Genomic DNA, 21,040 nt, shown 5'->3' with positions numbered 1-21,040 from the left:
TGAATACCCGACGTAACGCGCGATTGAATGAGTCAATTGAACGATACTCCTGCTTGAATCCCCAGATGGTCCGAGACCCGGGATCGCCAATTGGTCAGGCTTGAGAAACTTGATGTTGACGAAGCGGTTACTGGGGTAACATTGGACAGCGCGAGAGTGTCAGTCGAATAAATGAAATGATCATAGGGGCTTGCAGGCTTTCCAGTATTCGACAAGCTTGTGGCTGTGCTGTAGGGCAACCCGTCAGCTGAATTAGTCGAAAGCCATGTAAACCCGGCCGTATAGTTCCCAGCCTTGTTCTTGACGGGTATATTCCAGTCACCTGCAATGATGACGGGCCAACCGGTCGGATTGCTCGTCCCGAGAATTGTCGTACTTTTGAGCGTATTGAAAAATGTCGCCGTGCCCGTAGCTTCGGTGTACCTTTGGGTCACGGACTTCCCAAAGATTGAATGAATGTTACCCACCCAAACATAGTTAGTGTCAGGGCCGTTGACTGCTTTTATTGCAACTGCAAACGGTGGTCGTTCAAACGTCGTCGCACCAGGCGGGGGCGGTACAAAAGGGTTAATCGCCGCAGACTTTGTATCGCCAGTGTAACTTAGGCTTGTGCCTTGGCTATTTGCTCCATTGCGCACATAGAAGCCGTAGAATTCCTTGTAAGATGTCGATCCTAGGGCGTTTATGTTTGCCTGAAATGTGAACCCCTTCGTTGCGGTCTCTGTTTGACAAGGATCTGAGGCAATCATGAGTTCCTGCACAACGATCAGGTCTGCAGTACCCATCATATCGCTGAGCGCTGTACACTTGTTCGTCGTGAACGGCGTGCCGGGTTTCCAGCCAAGGTGCAGGAAATTTTGGGATCGTATCGTGAAGCTCTGAGCTAATGCATTGGTACCAAAGAACGTTAACGCAAAGAGAGCCGCCACAAACATTGAGATTGATTTGGCATTCATTGTTGGGCCCCTGATCCAGGGTTGATAATTGCAAACTTAGCGGGAGCAACCTGAGTACGTGTCACTGTCGTGTCGAAGAGGTAGTCAAACTTGCTGTCATAGACTGTTACCCAGTTGGTACCGTCTAAGAAAAGGAAGCAGTCGAGTGCGACCTTGCCGCTATCATCTGCAACCACCGTAATGAGGTTTGACGAGGCGTTATCGCCCACGTCCAATACGCTCGAGTGAAATTGAAGAGTAGCGTCGGCAATTGCCGTTGTGCCATCGCTCTTGAATACCTCAATTTCGATATTCTCGAACAAAAGGCTTCCTGCCGGTTTGATGTAGGTTCCCGGAAGGCTGTAAGCGTTAATGCCAGCACCCTTCGTTTCAGCTGGAGCAAAGAAGTTCAAAATCGGCGTGTAGCCAACATCAATAAAGAACTTACCGTCAAAAATGGATGGATCTACCGCAGGCGTTACAATGTTCGCAGCCCAGGTTTTTGCTGTGGATGGGCTGGGGTAAACGCTAGTGACGTTCAAGAAAGCTATTTCAGGTGGTTCAACGAACGTTTTCACGTAATAAGCAGTGACTTGCGGCGGTAGGATGTCAGTGGGATTGTCTAGGCCCGCACCGCTTGCCTTATTCTGACACGCTCCTGGTATTGAGAAGTTAGGGGCGTCGTCAGCAAAAGCAGTAGAAGACGATAATGTGAACAAGCACGAGGTCAGGAACTTGAGCAATTGTGACTGCGGCGTTGACTTCATTTGAAGGTCACCTCCGCCGTAATTCCTAGGTGGTCGGATACATTTTGACGCCAAGCGATATCGGTTAAATATCCCGAGGATCGCTCGACTTGAACAGAGCTGAGCGTGAGATTGGTGCTGGAATATATGAAATGATCGTAGGCACTAACACGCTTAGCTGTGGCGCTCAGCGATGTCGGCGTAATCTCAGGCTCGCCGAGGGCCGGGTTTGTTGCGGCACCTAACCAGGCAAATCCGGTTGTGTAGCTGCCATTGGATCTTTTCACCGGGATATTCCAGTCCCCAGCGATAATGACAGGCCACCCTGCAGCAGCAGTCGGAGAACTACCTTTGATTTTCTCGGCTCTAAGCTGGTTATAGAACTTCTTGGCTTCTATAGCCTCGTCGTATCTCTGCTTTACGCGTTTCCCGAAAATCGAGTGGATGTTGCCGACCCAAACATAGCTCGTAGTCGCTGGTGCCGTTTTGTTATCGTTAACTTCCAGCGCAATTGCTCGTGGGATACGCTCGAACTTTCCGGTTGCGATAGCCAGATCGCCAGTGTAGCTGATCGTCGTATTGTAAGAGGTTGTTTTATTTGTGATGTAGAAGCCGTAATACTCTTTGTACGATGAATTCCCCAGCGGAGTGGCGTCAGCAATGAAACGGAAGTTGTTGGTCGTTGTTTGTGTTTGGCAGGGGTCAGTACTTTGCATTAATTCTTGAACGACAATGACGTCAGAAGACTGCATCATCTGTGAGAGTGCCGCGCACTTGTTGAGCTTTACAGTCGCAGTTCCCCATCCAAGATGCAGAAAGTTCTGAGATCTGACCTTAAGTTCCTGAGCATAAGCTGAGCCGTTGGCCGCGAAGCTGACAAGGAGAAATAAAGCGCAAGATATCCGTTTGAAGGGATGCTTCATTCCTCGTCCTCCTTGCGAGTAAAGGCTAGGCCTTGCGTCCCTTGCACATATTCAATGACAATAGCGCCATCATAGAGAAAATCGTGTTCTGCCGAGAGTACTGTTATCCGGTGGTTTTGTGGAATGCTGTAGTAAACACAAGACAGTTGAATGACTCCGTCGGCGTCTGCTTGTATCGTGTACGGACTGCTCCCTTCAAACATCGGAGTGAACTCAACGATGCCATAGGGTATTGGTTGATTATTATCGTCATAGACACGAACTTCAACATGTGAAAAAGGCCGGTTTTCCATAGTTTCCAGATCTGTTTGACCTTGTCGTTGGGCGTGAGCCTGCAAGGGCAGTACGATCTGTTCGTTGTGGTTCTCAAAGAGATGAACGGTTTCTAGGAACGGCGTGTAGCTTGTAGTGACAATATAATAGGGGTGGTTCGCGACGGCGCGAATATTCGCCGCCCAGTAGTTTGAGCTAGGGATTTGATACACATCGGACGGTTCGATGCCGACAACGCTGACGTTCCCGTCTTCGGTCGCACTCGCGAGTACTTGAACAATTGGCTGAACGCGATCCGAGGAGTTCTCACTGCCACTACCAGTTACAGCATTTTCATTGCACATACTTGGAATAGGGAAGTGGGGGGTGGCGAAACAAACACCGCCAAAAAATGACATAAGTGATGCAAAAAAAAGTGTTCTGCCAATCATTGGAGTGTGACCTCCGCACGAATACCTAAATGATCCGATACATCCCTTCTCCAGGCTTTTCTCGCGCTCTTTCCAACAGGAAATTCACCGAGATAGTCGAGGTCCAGAGTGGTGCCAAGCGCAGTCGTGGAGAAGAGAAAATGATCATAGGGACTGGAAGGGGCGCCTGTCTTGGTAAGGCTAGTGAGGTTCCGGAGGGGAACTGCGTCTGCGCTCGGATTTGTCCCTAGCCACTTAAATCCGCGATTATAAACGCGCTTTTTGTAATTGTTTGTGACAGGTATGTTCCAGTCGCCGCCAACGATAACGGGCCAGCCGTCATCGACGTCAGTTGGGCGTACGGAGCGAATTTTTTCCAGCCGCAAGCTACGAAAGTAACTCTCAAAAGCAATAGCTTCATCCTGCCTTTCCTTAACGCGGTCGCCAAATACCGAGTGTATGTTTGCGATCCATACATAGTAGTCGTCTTGCCCCTTTGGTCTTTTTACCTTAAGCAAGGTAGCGGTTGGTTGTCGGATGAACTTCTTGGATCTCGAGGTGAAATATCTATTGCCATCCTCGAGGCTGTATCCCTTGCCGCTTGTTAGCGCACCATTACGCCAATAGAATCCGTAGTATTCTTTATACGAATTTCCAAATGGACCATATGACTCGAATTTTAGATTCAGATCTTTGGTAATGCGCCTGCAGGGGTCCTTGCGCTGCATAAGTTCCTGAATGATTAATACATCCACGTCATCCATTATTTCTTCAATTGCATCGCATTTTTCGCTGGTGTTGGTTCCCCATCCAAGATGCAAAAAGTTCTGTGATTGGATTGTGAAATCATGTGCAAATACGCGCCCACTAACACTGCTTAGTAACAGGATCATAAGAATGTGTAGGCGCGAGCAATACATCACTGAGTACTCCCGGTTGGGAGGCTATCTTTTGGGCCGACGTAAATGCGGTCGCCGCGAGCAACGGGAACATCGAATACGTCGCCATCCAATCCATCAAGGATAGGGTCGCCTGTTTGAGCAGGTTTAAAGTCGAACACGCCGAGATAAGTGGCGGAATCCAAGTTTACCGAAGGCACTTGCACGGTTGATATCCACCGCTGCAATTGGCAACTGAGAGATGCACCGGCGAACACCCCACCCGAACTTCCTGTAACGGTCATCTGCTGCGGTGGAACCAAAGCATTCCGGAATATCAGATCGCGTATTGTCGTACCGACAGCGACGTGTTCGCGAGCGCCGTTTACAACGCATTCAATGTCAACGCTACCAATGACGCGGCCGGTAAAACTGATGCTAACGATTGGGTTGTTCCCGGCCTGAGCCACAGTGCATTGATTGCTGTTCGACAGAAAGGCTGTGGTCGCAGCATCTAGATCTGCGTAGGTGTCAGCGCCAAGAAGAACGCTGGTCTGAGCTGCGTTGCCGCCGCTATTGCTCACCTGAGTAGGTCCAGGAAGTGTTGGCGGCGTAACCAATCTCCAGTGTTTCCGAGCAAATGACTGAATCTCAAGATCAAGAAGGCTCGCAGCAATATCTGGGCATGGAGAAGCCGCAGGCGATAACTGAATCCCCGGGGCGAAGTTCCCAATCATCGTGTCAAACGCAATATTCAAGTCGGCTTTGCGCGCGATAGGGATGCGGACGCTTCCCGTGCCCGCGAACGCATTGGCTTCATAACCCGGTACGCCGGGTGGTGCGACATATTGATAGGGTGCGTACTCAAGTCGCAACGCGGTTCCTGGAAGAAGATCGATTGATTGGTTGGACGGATCAAAACCATAATAGTACCGAGGAATTTCGGGCGTCGTCAGCGCCAGATTGGTCGCGAGATAATTCATCAAGGCATCCGTGGTTCCGAGACGTAAGCCAGGCTCCGTGTCGGCAGCTTCGAGTGCTTCAACTTGAGTTCGGAAGGTACGGAAAGCAGCAAGCATAGCGGTTCGTTGTTCGACTACTTGGCTGAAAATGTAGTTTTTACTAACGGTGATTTGCACATATTCAAAGATCTGCGAGCCACCCGAATTGCTCTTCTTGAATTGCAGAGCAAATACTGGCTGATTTGTATCGGTTGGGATATTTGGCGGAGTTTCTGCGTTAGCTGTGGCAGAGGTCGCGAAGTAATTGAAACAGAACGCCGGATCCAAGGTTGGATCAAGGTTTCCGAATTGCGGCGGGATGACAAACGGGCCAATCGCATCGGCGTCTGTATCATTTCCCTGCAGGCGATTGCTGAATGTGAACTTACTGCTACCGGTCGCCATAACCAGTGTCCCCCTATGCCCAGACGCTACGAATTTTGATCTCGAATTGTCACCGTCAGTGACGGATTGTTCGATTGCGGATTAGCGAGGGTGTACTCGACATCAACTTGTGAGCTATTCGATAAGGCATTGGCTGATGGTCCACTGCCGAAATTCCAATTCCAGTACACGACCAGATTAGCACCACTCGCCATTTCAAACTGGAGGTTGGCGCCGAGATTCCCTTGAGGAGCCAGTGCTTTATTGGCAGCCGAGAAAGTATCCCCAGGAGAGATTGGACTCCCGATCTTCGGGCGAGGATCCATCCATTCCCCATCGTTTAGCGTCGCCTGCGTGAGCGTGAGGGTCATCGCAGATGCGTCGATAATCAGCACGGTTATTTGGTGATAGTTACTTTCTTCGTTCATGACATCCTGCCGATCTGGTGAAGCAAAACCGGGATGCCTACGCACCCCGGTCAGATGTCATTTTAAGCAGTTGCTGCAGCGTTTTTGCGGATCAGCTGAGCAGTGTTGGCGTTGCTGACCGTTACCTGAAAAGTCGGCGTGGTCGATTGCTGGTTAATCCATTGACTGCTGACGGAAAGACCGTTGAGGGAGTTCCCTTTGACCGTTCCGCTGGAGCCACTTCCAAACGGCCAGTCCCATTCAATTTCGATAAGCCCACCCGAAGCAGGCGTAAGGGCGATCTTGCCACCGAGTTTCGAGTATGCGTCGGGAACACCGTTTACATACTCGACTTGGTTGCCTGGATTGATCACTGATCCTGCTTGCGGCTGTTGCTTCCACTGGCCACCGGTGAGCGTCGCGTAGTTGACGATCAGGTCACCAGCGCTAGAGTCAGAGATATCAATTGTAACGGACCGAGCAAAATCGGACATGAGAAACCCCTTTTCAGAATTCGAAGATACGAAATGTGACGACTATGAAATCGTAGGTTTGCAAACTCAAGATTGCAAACCATATTCCTGAGCCTAGCCAACGGGGTAGTATATTGCATTAATGTAATTCACAAGGAATGCAGCTAACTATAAGCTAAAATTTTACTTTTCCAAGATTTTGACCCTATGTAAAGGGGTAGGTGCTCATCCTTGTGGTATACTAAAAGTTGTTTATTTCGCGAATCGATGATTGCCCTCTGGGTGTGAAATCAATAGTATTGTTACCTATGGTTGATTTAGGGGCGTATCCTGCGAAAAAACCACTAGTGGTGAAATGTTCGAGGTGTCGAGATAGTCAACACTAAGTAGTGCCGATGGCAGGGTATTTATATCGTAAAACAAATTGTTATTTATCATCAGCTCTGGGCATTTTGGAGGTAACTTTCATTTGAAAGTTGTGAGTGGTAGGTCTTCAAAATGCCGGCAAATGTCTGTGGTCGATTAATCGCTTAAATGAGGTGGCCTAACGCTGTTGTAGTGAAGGATGCCTGAAGCTCGCGTTCGAAAATGTTGATCATGATTGTGTTGCGGAAACGATGCAGTAGTTCGGAACCGTCAAATCGAAATCTTGGTCGCCGCAGTCGAATAGCAGGAAAGACAAAAGATCACTGTAGGAATTGTTATGAACAAATTGTCGCACAAGAAGTGCCCATCTCTGCTTTCCCTCGCACACAGCCCTATTGCCTCCGGATGGTTTCTGCTTTTGATCGGCTTTGCATTTTTTGCCGCATTGTGTCCGTTCCCGAATTCGGCACGTGCCATGTCACTGGCCGATGCACTGGCCAACACAAGCTGCGTCAAGCAATCCGTCCTGAATATCGTCAGCAGTACGTCGTGCACAGCGGTCACGATCAGTGCTTCCGATACCGTCAGTGCCGGTACGGCCTCTAACCCGATGATCCCCGTCGTCATTGGGGCGGGCGGAACATTGACGTTTAAGGATCAGGACATGACGCTGTATGCCAGTTCATTCCTCGTCAAGGACGGCGGAAAAATGACTGCGGGATCAGCAATAAGCCCGATCGTCAGCAACATAACCATCGTTATGGCTGGCAACACATCCGCATCACCGGCCCCCGAGGCTACTGGCGGCACACCGATCGTTAAGAAGACTAACCAGACACCAAATTCCCGCGACATTACGGTAATGGGAAGTGGTGAACTGTCGCTATTCGGCGCACAAGGAATATCCGCCGTGCCGAATGGCACAGCCAACGATCCCAAACAGAACCCTGATTTCATCAATACGGTGGAGGGGACGGATAGCTGGACCTATCTGGCCAAACCCGCCGGCCCGGCATCCTATGATGATACGGAAAATGTCAGCTCACCTGTCCCCGCAACGGCACCTGACACGACACTGACCCTTGCACGTAAGGTTGACTGGAAAGAAGGCGACTGGATTTCGGTCGCCACCACCAGCTTCGCCTCCCACCAGACGGAGATCCTCAAGATCTGCGGTGTCTCACAGATTCCCGACCCAAATCCACAATCAGGCCGCGTTCTGGCGGCAGAGCGTTCGGGAAATGGCGTATTGATCACAACTTTGACCGCACCGCCAAGCGGCACTATGATCACAATATCGGGCATCGAAGGCATCAACGGAGCCAACGGTGGTTTCGTCGTAACCACGGCCGATGCCAACAGCTTTTCCTATACAGTGCCGATAGCGTCAGGGGCGTATGAGGGGGGAGGGCAGTGGTCAGTCGCGACACCACTAAACGTCACGCAGCTTACGCTTTGCCAAAAGCTGAAGCATTACCACTATGGAGGTGCGGCACCGACCCCGGGATTCTTCGCCGCAGAAACGATCCAATCCGTCGTACCCGGCGGCGCCGCCGTCGACGTCTCCTTTCAGGCCAAAAGCTTCTATGACGGTCCCGAACGCAATTACGGCATCGACGAACGTGCCGAAGTCGCTCTGTTGTCGCGGAACATCAAGCTGACCTCGCTGGCCGGGCAGACCGGCGATGCAAATCCGTTCACTGGTGGCCATATTGCAATCATGCACGGGCAGGGTGGGACACCTACCGTCAACCTAGTCGGGATAGAGATCGAGAAATTCGGCCAGCCACTTGTGGGGCGCTATCCGTTCCACCTGCATCACATAATGGATGCCAGAAATGTTCTGATTCAGGATGTTAGTGTGCATCACGGCTATAACAAATGTTTCGTCGTTCACGGGTCGTCCAATGCTGCATTTTATAACAATGTCTGCGTGCGCACCGTCGGGCAAGGTGTCTATCTTGAGGACGGATCGAACATCACCGGCAACAGCTTCATCCGAAACCTGATCTCCGGGACGATGGCCGCAGACACTACCTATTCCTATCCCCGGCAGGGGAACAGCCAGTATTGGGATGGCGACAACCTTCAGATATCGAATGATCAGACGATCAACGGAACAGTAAACGGTGCGACCTATACCGGTGCCGAACCCATCGTTATCACATCAACGCAAGCCCCAGCGACCGGCAGTATAGTTACCATCACTGATGTCACTGGTAATACTAACGCCAACGGAATCTGGACAGTCACCAAGATCAGCGATGCCGAATTTTCTTTGGACGGATCGACCGGCAACGGGACCTATCAAAATGGCGGGAGATTTTCCTATACATCGAACTGGTACAGTATTTACAAAATCCCCGACACTTCCTATTCGGGACAGAACGCCGTAGGTTCTGCGCCCGGACCGGATACATTCCACCCCGGCGGGTTCTGGATCACTAACTTAGATAATGTTTTCGTCAACAATTCAGTAGCAGGCTGCCAGGCTCAGGGGCGTGGTTACTGGCTTCTGGGGCAGGACCCGGCACAAAATAGCGCCTATCCCGAATTCACTGGCAATCGGGCACACGGTTGCCTGAACGGCATAGATACGGCCCCAGATGACATCAACAATGCCATGAACCCCGCGCCGCTGTTGCCCGCTGACTTCCACCCGATCACCGGTGCTTCAAACCCGCCCGTAATTGTCGAGAGTCCTACCCGTCTTCCTGAAAAGCTTAAGCTAGGAAGCTTTACCGTCGACATCGCCGGGGCTGGTTCCGGTATTGACGGGAATCGCAATGTAAAATCCTTCAATGAGACATCTTTCGTTCTTTCCGATGTCGCCCCGCCAGTCTCATACACATCTGGCGCTACCTGGACTCTGAGCAAACTTCCTATTGGAACTATCACGAAAGCATCCTCATCAGCGCCGGTTGTGATTACCGTTCCTTCGGAAATTGTCGTTCCTTCAAACAGCGACAAAATTATAGTCTCAGATACAAGTACGGACGCAGACGGCACATGGAAAGCGGAGAGTGTCACGAAGACCAGTTTCGCGTTACATGGTTCTGAAAACATCCATTTCGGGAAGAAACCACCCCAAAAAAACGGCAGTTGGCAGATCCAGGGTGACATTAGCTCCTTCGCTGGTTCATCAATCGTAATTACAGCCAACGTGGTGCCCAAATCCAGTAGCCAAGTAACCATTTCAGGTGTCAAAGGCAACACAGGCGCCAACGGTACTTGGACCGTTACCAAAAATAGTGCCACCACCTTCTCCTTGAATGGATCTGTGGGCAATGGAACCTACACGTCCGGGGGTACATGGAGCACACCTCCGCAGCCACCGGTGCTCCTCTTGAACGGCAACACATCCACGCGATCGCGCTATCGCGGTTTCTGGGGTCGTTCAATCTTCTTTGCACTACATGACAACCGGTTTGGCACCAACCCTTATGGTGTGTCGTTGGCTGGCGGCGGTGGGCCAGAGGGTAACTTGCCTGGATACTGGGATCTAGCACATGATAACGTCTTTGCCGGCATGACCCGCAATAATGTTGATCGTTATCCTCCTTGCAAACAAATCGACAATTGGCAACAGGAGTGCACTGATGTCGCGCTGAAAGATTCAGTTGAAAACTGGGGAAACTATCCTGACCCACAAATGAATATCCAAGGCTATAGTTACTATGATGGTCCGGCGCGGATCGAACATAATCGCTTCGTTAATTTCCGTTTCGATCCGACAGGTTTACACTCTAACGACCCGAGCGCCCGTCTTCTTACAAGGACGGATATCAAAAACATCGCCCAACATGGGTCTCACGGGCAACTGGAAGGCATCGTATATCCATTGTCCTTCAAAAACCCGCCTGGCCCGGTCGCTCCGGCTGACGCGGCACCGTCATTCAACTACAAGGGCTACCCTGGAGACCCTGCAACAGGCTGGATACAATCCAACGCACAATCTGTTCCGCCAACCCAATATATCCGCGACAGTATTTGGGATAATGTGGATTTTCGTCATCAGGTCTATGACGAGTCAGTCAACATGGGACCATTCAATGATGGTGATAAAACCACCGTCATTCTAGACAAAGACGGCCAACTTTCTGGCTTGTCAGTCGCTTGCACAGATAGCGCCAAGCCGTGTGATCTGAGCGGAGTGGTTCCTGTATCCCTTAACAATCTTCCCTATTACGCAACGGAGTTCACAATTGATGAGCCCCACTCACGTGGACCGAATAACTTTTTGGCAACATCACTTATGAGCCCGCACCGTTATGGCACGCTCAACATTGAGTCTGTAGAAAGTCCATCGAATTTTCAGGTTCAAATTGTCCGCGATATGCCGGTCTATGGTGCCGACCGTTATCCTGATCTGTATTTGAACGGCCGGGGACAAAAACCCATCTATGAACCATTTGTCATGGATCGCATGGGCTATACCGTCTATGGGAAGTCCGGCACGGAGAACGACTTGGCTAGCCAAACTCCCAAGCCATTCCATTCAAGACTGCTCTTTAGCTATACCGATCCTGGCGTTAAAGCCGATGATCAGTATTTCGTTAACCGGATTGCCCTCTATCAGCCAGTGCAAGATCCAACTGCGATCAAACTATATCGCATTCGTCGGCAATGGGGCGATTCATATGCTGGGGCAACTTGGCCACCATTCCCGTATGTACCGCCAAAACCATCTCCCTCCTGCGACGGAGTATTCTTTTCTCTGCCTAGTGAAGACCGCGGCACAGCCTGGAACGATTGTGTTGCCCGTGGCACGAATCAGGGAAGCTACTCGGGTGGCGTTGCTTTGACGCAAGCGGACAGTTGGATCAACTTTGAGCAAGATTATCTTAATCTGATCAACGGGACGATATCCGCTCCCGATTTCATTGATCGTCAGAAATTCTGGTACGATGCTAACAGCAGCATGCTTTATTTCTACATGATTGAGGATAAACCGGTTATGGAATCCGGAGCGCCGCTCGGTACCTGCGATCCAGCGAACTATTCCAAGAACAATAATTATCTCCGCCAAATCCAGCAGATAAAAGCGTTTAGCAATCAGGACAATGTGCAGAGAGCTCTCGACGCGGCTTGCCTCGTGGCAAATAGTGTACCGCAGCCAAGCGACCTGTTTTCCTGCAATGAAACTGGCTGTGCCGCATATATCCTGAATCTAGGGAATAAAGCCAGCTACCCTAATACCAATATCACCAATGTATCGAAGACCGCTCCAGTGATCATTACTACGAAAGATGCGCCTCCAACTGGTAGCCAGGTGATCATAGCTGGCGTTAAGGGTAACACAAGCGCCAACGGTACTTGGGTTGTTACCAACATCAGCGACACTGAATTCTCCCTGAATGGATCATCTGGCAATAAGGATTATGTGTCCGGAGGTTCGTGGACGTCGATGGCCCCAAGGACATCGCATCCGATCAGCCAAGCAACATATTCCGAATGGAATCAGTACAGCTTTGTTTATGGCACACCGGAGCAACAACCAAACGGTCTACCATTCCCCGTAGGAGCCCCGGTGCGTGGAACAAAGCTAGTTGGAAAGAAAACGCCGCTAAATGGCACTCCGCCGCCGAATGGAAACCGGGTTTCCTACAAGTTCCAACCACTTGCGGGAAAGGCGTTCCAGGTCACGGAAGATTTCCCCTATCGCTGCCTTAGTGCGCCACCGGCGGCCCCGGTTAATCCACGCGGAACCTACGACAAAGGTGCTGTAACCTATCCGTTGCACCAGACCGTCTGCGATGAATGATCAGGATTTAATGGTCTGAGGCCGTTCGTCAGTTTCAACGGGAAGGGGCCATCCACTTACGGTATTAAGTTGCCGGCCCCGCTATGTGCTGGTGGGAAAATGAAACACTCTTTTCAACACTGACGAACAGGTTTTAGTATTAATATGTGGCTATGTTGATTTTGAGAGTCAGAATTGAAGCGCTGTACACAATATATAGTACCTTGCGAGACGTCGGGTGATGAGGTGGCAGTTGGCTGTGTCCAACTGCTGTTCGGCTAACCTTAAAAATCATACTGCCCTGTCGACGGTGGCGGAAGGCCGTTGGGCAGCATGACCCACTGACAGCCGGCCTAAGCCATACTAAGAATTAGAGTCCACAACACCGCGAAGATCGGTCATTCGAGGCCCATCAATCAGATTGTTAACCGGCATAATTTTGCCGGTTAACAATCTGTCCCATAGCAATTCAGAAAACTAATGTTTTGCTGTTGCGATTAGTGCCGCAAAATCAAAGACGGCTTTGCACTCGCGATGCCAGGCTTGGTTTTCGTCGTCCCTGATGGTTTCTATCGTCAGTTTCTCGATGATGTGTCGCAACGGAACAACAGCTTCCGGATCTCTTGACCATACGCGTAATCTCGCCAACAATTTGTTGTGTCTTTGGATAATGCGATCCAGACTTCTAGGGATCGTTGTTTCGGCTAGTTCACGCTGGTGATGAGAAATATCAAGCTTGGTTCTATGGATCTGTTCTGACTTATCGTCAAAGAATGCACGAATTTCTTTGGAACGCGCATCTGGTCCAAGAGCATCAATGACCTTATTGATGCTGGCGCGCAGAGCTTCCAGTTCAGTCTCTAGTCGGTCAATTTCCAGTTCGTGATGCTTGCGGCTTTTCGCCATATCTCCGCTGTCAAAATGCTGGCAGATGGTGTCTTGGTTAAGCGTGCTGATGGCCTCAAGGACCATTGGCATGATCTGATCATAATTCAGGCTGCGGTTCGGGCAGCCTTTGACTGGACATGAATAGTGCTTGGCATAGGTTGCTACGATCTTGTGATCATGCACGCCGCAATAGAGTTTGCCGCCAAACACGGCGTTAGCTCTTTTGGGCGTGATCGCCTGATTGCGTCGCCATTCCTTTGATCGCCGGATCGAGATTTCACGCTTTTCGGCTTCAGTTATGATCTTGGGGCCGAGTTTCCTTTGCATATGCATACTGGAACGCTCATCCAGTGCCTTTTGAACCTTCAGAAAGGTCTCCTCTTTGAGGATGGAGAGTTCGGGAATTGGGACGGTTATCCATTCCTTTTCAGGTCGAACGATAGACAACCGTTTTCCGTTTTCAGGATGCTTTCGATACTGCAGCTTGTTGAAGGTGACAAAACCGTTATAGAGGGTTTGGCGCAACATCCCGGTTTGCCGAACGAAAGATCCGACAAGGCTTGATGGTGCCCATTTCCCGCCTTTGGGAGAATCTATGCCTTGGCGGTTGAGGTCGTCGCAAATGTGTTTGAGCTTCCGACCTTCGGCATAATATTCAAAGATATCTCGGATGATTGCGGCTTGCTCTTCATTGACTTTGCGCTTGCCGCGAATAGGTTCACCAAACTCGTCAAGCGCGTGAATGAGGTCGTATCCATAAAGCTGCCCGCCGGGTACGCCGCCGCGTAATACTGCAGCAACGACGCCCCGGTGAGTCTTGTCGGAAAGGTCTTTGAGGTAGAGCGCATTCATGGTGCTTTTCAAACCAATATGCAGCTCGTTGATCAATCCATCGCTGACGGTTTCAACCGGCACGCCGAGGAACACCATCTTTTTGAAGAAGTTGGCGGTGTCTGCTTGATCCCGGCTGATCCGGCTTAGGTCTTCGGCAATCACACCTTCGAATTTACCATCCAGAGCCGCAACCAAAAGAGCGCCAATACCAGGGCGGTTTGCAAGATGAGAGCCCGATATGCCTTCATCAAAAAACACATCAGCGACGTGATAGCCCTTTGCGCTGCAATATTCGCGACAGCGCCGGATCTGGTCTTGTGTGCTGGTTTCCTGTTTGTCGGTCGAGTGGCGGGCGTAGATTGCTACATGCACTGATTGTGTCCTCGAAGGTTGAATCAAATTGATTACCTTTCGGGGTTGCTCATGCGCAAGGGTAAAACGCTGTCTTCTCGTAAGAATAGTTAATTAAGAAAACTCTGCAAATACAAGGCACTGCATGTGATTGCATGTGAGTGCATAAGATTGCACGAAAATGCAAAAGAGTGCATGATAGCGCACGAGATGGCACAACTTTCACCTGTCGTGCTGGGGGCAGGATAGGTTTGGTGGGCCCACCAAACGGCCCAAACGGGCTTCCTGCTTATTCGCATGGCGGTGCCATGCTCAACAAAACAGGTTTTAATATATTTGGTTAGTCTGGGGGCAGTTACTTGTTTGCGGGTCTGATGATAAATCCAGCTCGGGAGCTCTGGGGGCTTTTCGGACGTGGTATCCGTGAATGGGGGAGAGATGACAGGAACTTTGAATAGCCTCTGGAATTGTAGACATCCGGTTTGATCAGATTTGTTGTCTTTCGAATTCGACGGGTGACAACATCCCGTCGGTAAGGTGCCGGCGCCCATGCATGAGAAAATCCTGATGATCGACGCAGTTTCCTTTTTGTTTCATAATGGTAATTGATGCATCTTTCCCTTTCACAGCAACCGTGGAACCAACTGAGCAATGTCTTCCGTTATAAAGTCAGACGTTAGCGCCTCACGCAAAGCGATGCATGGTGGGCGGCGTAAAACCACGATCGCAGGACCACATCCGATCGATCTTCATGTCGGTAAAAGATTGCGTGAATTGCGTATGCTTAAGGGATTACGGCAGTCACAAATTGCTAAACTGCTTGGAATTACTTTTCAGCAGGTTCAGAAGTATGAGAGAGGCGCCAATCGAGTAAGTGCCTCGAGGTTATACGATGTTGCCGAAGCACTTGGGGTTCCGGTCAGCTCTTTCTATGATGACATTCCGCCCGATCTCATCGGAACGTCGATTGCTCAACGCAGTGCGACAATTACTCAATCCGCCGTATCGCGAGAAGACCCCATGCAGCGACGGGAGACGCTGGAGCTTGTTCGTTGTTATTATGGCATTGAAGATGAAGGGCTGCGTGATCGGTTTTTCGAATTGTTAAAATCGGTGTCGAAATATGAAGATCGTTAGATCGACAGGGTGCCCGAAACATCTTAATGCGTTAATTTCCCCACTAGGGCTTTAGGTGCAACTTCAACCCTTATCCAATGACGCAAGCCGAGATAGTGTGATACTCTACATCTCTTGGTTGCGTTTTTTTGGGGGGATATGAAGATGAAATGCTTAGCTGGAGCGTGCCTTCTCTCTTTATTTCTATTGCTCAATGCCTCAATTAGCCATGCTGAAACATTGAGCGTGGCATCTTTTAATATTCAGTTTCTTGGTTCATTCAAAAAGCGGGACGATGTCGCGCTGGCCAAAATCGTCGCTCCCTTTGACATAGTGGTGGTTCAGGAGCTTGTCGCTCCCCCAGTCGCTGGCATATATCCGGACAGCTCTGCCTACAAAGAGGACATCGAAGCCAAAGAGTTCACTGATGCCATGGCTGCAGAGGGTTTTTCGTTTGTGTTGTCTCCAGAAGACACCGGAACAGGTGACCGGATTCATACAGGTGGAACAGGGACTGAGTGGTACATCACTTTTTACAAGCCTGAGCGAGTGCTTCCAGACGCAGAACTGCCAAGCGGTTTTCTTGCAGAAGATCGCAGCAATCATCCAGATTATGAGCGCGTCCCTTATGCAACCGGCTTTAAAACACCGAACGGTACTGATTTTGTATTGATCTCGGTACATTTGATGCCTGGTGCTAGTGAGGGCGACCGACGCAAGCATGAGCTCGACAGCATTGCGGCTTGGATCAATGTGCAAAAGAGTGCCGAACAGGACTTCATCATACTTGGGGACATGAATATCGAGGACTGCGAAGAACTTGCTTCAGCGGTTCCCAAGGGGTTTGTTTCGCTAAACAATAGCTGTTCGTCGACAAATACAAATATCAACGGCCCGAAACCCTATGATCATGTTCTTTACCGCCCAGCACGTTCACCAGAGGTTCTCCCGAGTTTTGCCGTCCTCGATCTGATTGATGCTACCCGACCATACTGGGATCTTGCGCTGGGCGTTTTTCCGGGAGATCCCTATGATCACAATATCTTCCGGCAATATTATTCGGATCACCATCCCGTACTGTTCGAAATTTCGCTTGATCTGGGTGATGATGACTAATTCCGGAAACCCGATCTATCGGATTAACCGCGAGAAATCGGGAAGCCCTGAAAGTGACGTAACTTTGCCTGCTATCGCAATTGCAACAGTCCCCATATCCTTGATGCGATTAACAAGCTCGGCATTATCGAGATTCTGTTGTGTGGCTTCCTGAATAAGCTCAATGAGCTCCTCATAGGTCTCTTCATCGGTCACATCTGGAGTAATGTTCTTGATCTCCTCAGGGTCTAGAGAGCGTAGTTCCGAGTAAATTGCTGAAAACTGACCATCCAGTGCATCACGAGCACGTTTACGCGCAGCCTTTAGACGAGCACGCATAGCTTCAATATCATATGACATTTGTCTTTCCCTTCAGGCTAATTCAACTCTTCTTCAATACGCGCAATTAACTTATCCATTTCGGCGACTTTTTTGTCCCAGCTCCCCTCAAAATCGCGACCTTTGTCAGTTAGTTGGCTGATCTTGCGAGAAATCTCAGCAGTTTCACTCGCTATCTTGTGACGAGCATCATCCAAACCGGCTTCTTTTAACAGATCATCCTGCATGTCATGGACCTTCATGACAGACGCAAGATGCGCACCAATCACTGATTGTGCGGTTCGGACCTGATTGAAACTTCTATCAACCTCTCCGCGCACCTCATTATGTTGCAGTCGAATTTTCGCGAGTAGTTCGCTTCGTTTGTTGTCAACATCCTCCACTGCAGCACTTACGAAGTCTTCAAGAAGAATAAGAACTGCGTCTGGCTGTTCTGCTAACGCTAGATTGATTTCATCGATTAACCCGAACTCTTCGACCAGCTTCTTGACATAGGCAGGGCGATATTGAGTGTCGATAAACTGATTAACGTCCCGTTCCATACGATCAAATAGAGTGTCAACCAGTGCAAGATTGGCTTCCTGCAAAGTACTCAGGTCACGTCCAACGGTATCGCTGAGCTCTACAGTTTCCTTTGGAATTTCGGCACAACCATTAAGAAAAACCACGATTATTAAAAATTTAAGGTGCTTCTTCATTCGTCAGTTTTCCCCAGTTTTCGCAGTTTCCCAACTGGTTTAGTGCCAAGAAAGGCTGCGATATCGAACCATAAGCGAGTGTTAAATCAGATATTCTCGCCTAAATCTGGAAGCTCTAATGTAGTGTATCCAAAAAATTGAATGACTTTATGTGCAATTTACCTCATTAAGGGTATAAGTGAAACCTCATATATAGATCGGCCGAACTTTCTTGATTGATTTTGGCTGTTCGGAACTGGAAAGTTTGCAAAGATGAACCAGAACGGGATCGTGCCTTACCCAAACTTGCTCGAGCCACCAGTCTACCGAGCAGCCTATTCAGACAGAACTGCTTGGTTAATGGCTATATTGTCGAAACTGGCCTATGTACGGTTCGAAGATGCAGCACCAATTGATGTCGCCTTGGATGCTGCTCTATCGCTTATCACTGGTGAAAAAGATGGTAAGAAGCAGGACAAGGCCAAAAAGCTCTCGGTAAAGTTCCGCGCCGACTTGCTAAAGGAGATACTCTCCTCGGTTGCTAACTCAGACCAACGTGCCTCCGAGCTCGAAACTCTCAAGAAGCAAATTACTGAACTTCAATTCGAGCTCATCAAAACTTTCTCAGTGAGAATCCCATTTGTGGCAGATACTCAGGCTTTCATTGTAAAATTGAAAGCACAAGGTCGCGCACCGTTTCTGGCACTTGTTTTTCGAGGCACAGAACCCCGAAAACCGGAAGATCTCAAATCTGATTTGCATGCCACACCACTGATCTTAGGGCGTCTAGGTGGTCCGGGAGGAAGTATGTTCGTGGAAGAAAACTCAGAGATGACGAGAGAACAAAAATCTTGGCCTGAGGTAAAAGTTCATAATGGTTTCTGGGAAGCTTTTCGGCATGTAAAAGAAGATATTGTTTCGTGCCTTGAGGCGGAAGAGAACAAATCACTGCCTGTCTATATCACTGGCCATAGCTTAGGTGGTGCCCTCGCTATCGTTGCAACATATTGTCTAACAAGCGACAGAATTGCAGCCTGCTATACATTCGGGAGTCCACGCGTCGGCAACCTACAATTTGGACAGAGTATACGTCCCCCCGTTTATAGAGTTGTCAATGCGTCCGACATTGTTACCCGTGTTCCACCTGCTATCCTAGTAGATGTCACGACAGTTGTGCTTCGCGCTTTACCAATCATCCCGTACACAGCAAAATTTGCAGACTTTCTGGAACGCTTCAGGGGCTACCGTCACTACGGAGACATGCGCTATATGGATAGCGCACCTCAAAGTATTGCAGCCGACACGGGTAATGTAGTTTATCCTACTCTAATTGTTAGCTCTAATCCTCCGCAGATCCTGCGTTGGTTTTGGTGGGGGAAGCGCGCAATTGCTACGATGGGCCGTGCGGCTGTCGAAGACCATTCAATTGATCATTATGTTAACAAGCTCGCCTATTGGGCATATGTTCGCTCACTCCCAAGGACAGCTAGTTCGGAATTGGCTCGTGACGACCTTGATAAATCGGCCTGATTATTGAGACATGGGCTAAGGACCGAGCCGTTTAGCATGTGAGGGAAAGTTCGTGAAAAAGGCAAAGATTAGACGCCCGCGGCCTCCAAAGCCCGTGGATCGTGTCCAGAATATAAAACCCGTCAGGCCGTTGGGGAAAAGTCGTTGGGTTAAAGCGCATTGGCGCTACGATTATAGCCGCCGCCAATGGGTATGGGTGCTCGGGCATTGGGCAAAATAAATTGATAGTACCGCCGCTATAACATCTACACAGGACTTCGCAGTTTGGGTGGCTAAGTTGACGGGCGGGAGGCGGTTGAATGCGCTTGTTTTTCATAAGATTGCGAAGTGGCGCTCAATGTTCGGCGAGTTTGCTGTATACTCGAGTACGAGGTCGGCTTTTGGTTGGTCCAGATATTAAGATGTTCATCATTTCGCGGTGGGCCATGACTAGCGCCATAGCCAGAGGGTCTTGATAGGCTTCCATCAGTAGAAACATCTTCCAGTTTCGCAAGGCCCTCGTCGTAAGGCTAGGCTGCCTCGAATTGACTTTGCGGGTGTTGAGATAACGACGCCAAAGAGCCGCTGTATTGCGATGTGGAACGAGGGGGCGAGGCTTGTAACGACGTTTCGCTTTAGCCTGATGTAATGCTTTTCTTGGCTGTTTGTCTGGTCGTGCTTCAAACACTCCAAACCGTTCTTCTAGCTTATTCCTGCCACAAGATCGATCCAATTGACTGGCCTTCATGGCCTGCCCATCCGGGCTCATCAGGACCATGCCATTGCCGCGCAGTTTCAGGTTGATGTCAAATCCTGCCAGAACCTCGTGCGTTTCCTGCCAGTTCTTCGCCTTCCCCAAGCTTTGTAGTATTTCCTCACGATGCTTGAGCACATGCCGCTGAAACGATTCCTGCCATGTATGGGCTTCATAATCCCGTGCTGCAGGTGACAGCTTGTTTGGGTCACGCGCTTTGCCATCGGTCATACCGGGATCTATGGCGAGGCCGTACTTCTTCTCCATCTCGCGCGAGACCTTGGCGAGGATCTTAAAATCCCGATGAGGTGTGACGACCTTGAACGTTTCCGGATGCAGCTTGTTAAAAGCAATATGCATGTGGAAATTATCAGTATTGATATGCGTTCCGGCCACGCGTTGATGATTTTCATAGCCAAGTGCCTTGGCATATTCGGCCTCGATGGCCATCAGATTCTCTTTGCTCAGTTTGTCCTGTTCGCCAGGGCGGAAAGAAACGACAAGATGATAGGTTTTATCGGCAATTTCGGGCTTTTGCCGACGAACCGCTTCGATCTCCAAAAGTGCCAGATCAAGGTCCTCGATATTTGTGCCGGCATCGCAATTGCGGATCCAGAACTGATGCAGCTTTTCGCCTTTTTCCTCGGCAGCAGCGATATATTGGCCAAGACGGGTATAGTTGTCCGGCACACCAGATTTCTTGCCGATCCGTGTTGCAATCATGATTTGTCCTGCAGGTTCTTGCCGGGCTGAAGCTGCATCCGGATCTCACCAATGGCCTCTTTGAGCTCTTTCTGGGTTGCCTCGATATCGCGGTTCAGGCTGTCGAACTTCTTCAAGAGATCTGCCGAGAGCGGCTCATCAAGGGCCAACTTAAACAGATTACCCAAGCGGGCCTGATCGGCATTGACCTTGAGCAGATCGCGAATACCTTGCCA

Annotated in this window: 17 protein-coding genes; 4 read left to right on the top strand and 13 right to left on the bottom strand. The window is 49.8% G+C overall.

The window, feature by feature from the left end; genetic code table 11:
* Nucleotides 1–32: 32 nt before the first annotated feature.
* From ACN0R1_RS17220 to ACN0R1_RS17185, 8 genes are all read right to left on the bottom strand, one after another.
* A complete protein-coding gene (locus ACN0R1_RS17220; protein ID WP_417521876.1) occupies nucleotides 33–956 on the bottom strand; it encodes a hypothetical protein in 924 nt (307 codons plus the stop codon).
* The gene (locus tag ACN0R1_RS17215; RefSeq protein ID WP_417521877.1) at nucleotides 953–1,702 is read right to left on the bottom strand and encodes a hypothetical protein; all 750 of its coding nucleotides are present in this window, start codon (nucleotides 1,700–1,702) and stop codon (nucleotides 953–955) included. The genes ACN0R1_RS17220 and ACN0R1_RS17215 overlap by 4 nt, the downstream gene beginning before the upstream one ends.
* On the bottom strand, nucleotides 1,699–2,604 hold the full coding sequence (locus tag ACN0R1_RS17210; RefSeq protein ID WP_417521878.1) for an endonuclease/exonuclease/phosphatase family protein: 906 nt from the start codon (nucleotides 2,602–2,604) through the stop codon (nucleotides 1,699–1,701). The genes ACN0R1_RS17215 and ACN0R1_RS17210 overlap by 4 nt, the downstream gene beginning before the upstream one ends.
* The gene (locus ACN0R1_RS17205; protein ID WP_417521879.1) at nucleotides 2,601–3,308 is read right to left on the bottom strand and encodes a hypothetical protein; all 708 of its coding nucleotides are present in this window, start codon (nucleotides 3,306–3,308) and stop codon (nucleotides 2,601–2,603) included. The genes ACN0R1_RS17210 and ACN0R1_RS17205 overlap by 4 nt, the downstream gene beginning before the upstream one ends.
* On the bottom strand, nucleotides 3,305–4,180 hold the full coding sequence (locus tag ACN0R1_RS17200) for a deoxyribonuclease (RefSeq protein ID WP_417521880.1): 876 nt from the start codon (nucleotides 4,178–4,180) through the stop codon (nucleotides 3,305–3,307). Before ACN0R1_RS17200 ends, ACN0R1_RS17205 begins: the two co-directional genes overlap by 4 nt.
* 26 nt (nucleotides 4,181–4,206) lie before the next feature.
* Nucleotides 4,207–5,571 carry a hypothetical protein gene (locus ACN0R1_RS17195; RefSeq protein WP_417521881.1) on the bottom strand — a complete coding sequence of 455 codons (1,365 nt, stop codon included), beginning with the start codon at nucleotides 5,569–5,571 and terminating at the stop codon, nucleotides 4,207–4,209.
* Nucleotides 5,572–5,597: 26 nt separating this feature from the next.
* Nucleotides 5,598–5,978 (bottom strand): hypothetical protein, encoded by a 381-nt coding sequence (locus tag ACN0R1_RS17190; RefSeq protein ID WP_417521882.1) that lies wholly within the window; start codon nucleotides 5,976–5,978, stop codon nucleotides 5,598–5,600.
* A 62-nt stretch (nucleotides 5,979–6,040) separates the two neighbouring features.
* Nucleotides 6,041–6,451, bottom strand: a complete 411-nt coding sequence (locus tag ACN0R1_RS17185) for a hypothetical protein (protein WP_417521883.1) — start codon at nucleotides 6,449–6,451, stop codon at nucleotides 6,041–6,043.
* A 682-nt stretch (nucleotides 6,452–7,133) separates the two neighbouring features.
* Here ACN0R1_RS17185 and ACN0R1_RS17180 point away from each other — a divergent pair.
* Nucleotides 7,134–12,560: a G8 domain-containing protein gene (locus ACN0R1_RS17180; RefSeq protein WP_417521884.1), complete on the top strand. Its 5,427-nt coding sequence runs from the start codon at nucleotides 7,134–7,136 to the stop codon at nucleotides 12,558–12,560.
* Between the two features lie 456 nt (nucleotides 12,561–13,016).
* On the opposite strand, the gene ACN0R1_RS17175 is transcribed toward ACN0R1_RS17180, so the two are convergent.
* The gene (locus ACN0R1_RS17175) at nucleotides 13,017–14,633 is read right to left on the bottom strand and encodes a recombinase family protein (RefSeq protein ID WP_417585110.1); all 1,617 of its coding nucleotides are present in this window, start codon (nucleotides 14,631–14,633) and stop codon (nucleotides 13,017–13,019) included.
* Between the two features lie 630 nt (nucleotides 14,634–15,263).
* Between ACN0R1_RS17175 and ACN0R1_RS17170 the strand changes: the two genes are divergently transcribed.
* The gene (locus tag ACN0R1_RS17170) at nucleotides 15,264–15,749 is read left to right on the top strand and encodes a helix-turn-helix domain-containing protein (protein WP_417585108.1); all 486 of its coding nucleotides are present in this window, start codon (nucleotides 15,264–15,266) and stop codon (nucleotides 15,747–15,749) included.
* Nucleotides 15,750–15,893: 144 nt separating this feature from the next.
* The gene (locus ACN0R1_RS17165) at nucleotides 15,894–16,844 is read left to right on the top strand and encodes an endonuclease/exonuclease/phosphatase family protein (RefSeq protein WP_417585106.1); all 951 of its coding nucleotides are present in this window, start codon (nucleotides 15,894–15,896) and stop codon (nucleotides 16,842–16,844) included.
* 15 nt (nucleotides 16,845–16,859) lie between these two features.
* Here the strand turns inward: ACN0R1_RS17165 and ACN0R1_RS17160 are convergent, their stop codons facing one another.
* Together ACN0R1_RS17160 and ACN0R1_RS17155 are read right to left on the bottom strand one after the other, a co-directional pair.
* Entirely contained in the window at nucleotides 16,860–17,183 is a 324-nt protein-coding gene (locus ACN0R1_RS17160) for a hypothetical protein (RefSeq protein WP_417585104.1), read from the bottom strand.
* 17 nt (nucleotides 17,184–17,200) lie between these two features.
* Entirely contained in the window at nucleotides 17,201–17,860 is a 660-nt protein-coding gene (locus tag ACN0R1_RS17155; RefSeq protein ID WP_417585102.1) for a hypothetical protein, read from the bottom strand.
* A gap of 252 nt (nucleotides 17,861–18,112) precedes the next feature.
* On the opposite strand from ACN0R1_RS17155, the gene ACN0R1_RS17150 reads away from it, so the two are divergent.
* Entirely contained in the window at nucleotides 18,113–19,369 is a 1,257-nt protein-coding gene (locus ACN0R1_RS17150) for a lipase family protein (RefSeq protein ID WP_417585100.1), read from the top strand.
* A 334-nt stretch (nucleotides 19,370–19,703) separates the two neighbouring features.
* Here the strand turns inward: ACN0R1_RS17150 and traI are convergent, their stop codons facing one another.
* The gene (traI, locus tag ACN0R1_RS17145) at nucleotides 19,704–20,825 is read right to left on the bottom strand and encodes a TraI/MobA(P) family conjugative relaxase (protein WP_417585098.1); all 1,122 of its coding nucleotides are present in this window, start codon (nucleotides 20,823–20,825) and stop codon (nucleotides 19,704–19,706) included.
* The coding region (locus ACN0R1_RS17140) for a hypothetical protein (RefSeq protein ID WP_417585096.1) at nucleotides 20,822–21,040 on the bottom strand (219 nt) is incomplete at its 5' end. The genes ACN0R1_RS17140 and traI, both read right to left, overlap by 4 nt.

This window comes from Nitrincola sp. (genome assembly GCF_048264025.1).
GTDB lineage: Bacteria > Pseudomonadota > Gammaproteobacteria > Pseudomonadales > Balneatricaceae > Nitrincola.
This window is presented reverse-complemented; position numbering and strand designations above follow the sequence as displayed.

Bases quoted from the DNA above. Each gene is read 5' to 3' on its own strand.
- ACN0R1_RS17220 (WP_417521876.1), bottom strand. From the start codon at position 956: ATGAATGCCAAATCAATCTCAATGTTTGTGGCGGCTCTCTTTGCGTTA.
- ACN0R1_RS17215 (WP_417521877.1), bottom strand. From the start codon at position 1,702: ATGAAGTCAACGCCGCAGTCACAATTGCTCAAGTTCCTGACCTCGTGC.
- ACN0R1_RS17210 (WP_417521878.1), bottom strand. From the start codon at position 2,604: ATGAAGCATCCCTTCAAACGGATATCTTGCGCTTTATTTCTCCTTGTC.
- ACN0R1_RS17205 (WP_417521879.1), bottom strand. From the start codon at position 3,308: ATGATTGGCAGAACACTTTTTTTTGCATCACTTATGTCATTTTTTGGC.
- ACN0R1_RS17200 (WP_417521880.1), bottom strand. From the start codon at position 4,180: ATGATCCTGTTACTAAGCAGTGTTAGTGGGCGCGTATTTGCACATGAT.
- ACN0R1_RS17195 (WP_417521881.1), bottom strand. From the start codon at position 5,571: ATGGCGACCGGTAGCAGTAAGTTCACATTCAGCAATCGCCTGCAGGGA.
- ACN0R1_RS17190 (WP_417521882.1), bottom strand. From the start codon at position 5,978: ATGAACGAAGAAAGTAACTATCACCAAATAACCGTGCTGATTATCGAC.
- ACN0R1_RS17185 (WP_417521883.1), bottom strand. From the start codon at position 6,451: ATGTCCGATTTTGCTCGGTCCGTTACAATTGATATCTCTGACTCTAGC.
- ACN0R1_RS17180 (WP_417521884.1), top strand. From the start codon at position 7,134: ATGAACAAATTGTCGCACAAGAAGTGCCCATCTCTGCTTTCCCTCGCA.
- ACN0R1_RS17170 (WP_417585108.1), top strand. From the start codon at position 15,264: ATGTCTTCCGTTATAAAGTCAGACGTTAGCGCCTCACGCAAAGCGATG.
- ACN0R1_RS17165 (WP_417585106.1), top strand. From the start codon at position 15,894: ATGAAATGCTTAGCTGGAGCGTGCCTTCTCTCTTTATTTCTATTGCTC.
- ACN0R1_RS17160 (WP_417585104.1), bottom strand. From the start codon at position 17,183: ATGTCATATGATATTGAAGCTATGCGTGCTCGTCTAAAGGCTGCGCGT.
- ACN0R1_RS17155 (WP_417585102.1), bottom strand. From the start codon at position 17,860: ATGAAGAAGCACCTTAAATTTTTAATAATCGTGGTTTTTCTTAATGGT.
- ACN0R1_RS17150 (WP_417585100.1), top strand. From the start codon at position 18,113: ATGAACCAGAACGGGATCGTGCCTTACCCAAACTTGCTCGAGCCACCA.
- traI (WP_417585098.1), bottom strand. From the start codon at position 20,825: ATGATTGCAACACGGATCGGCAAGAAATCTGGTGTGCCGGACAACTAT.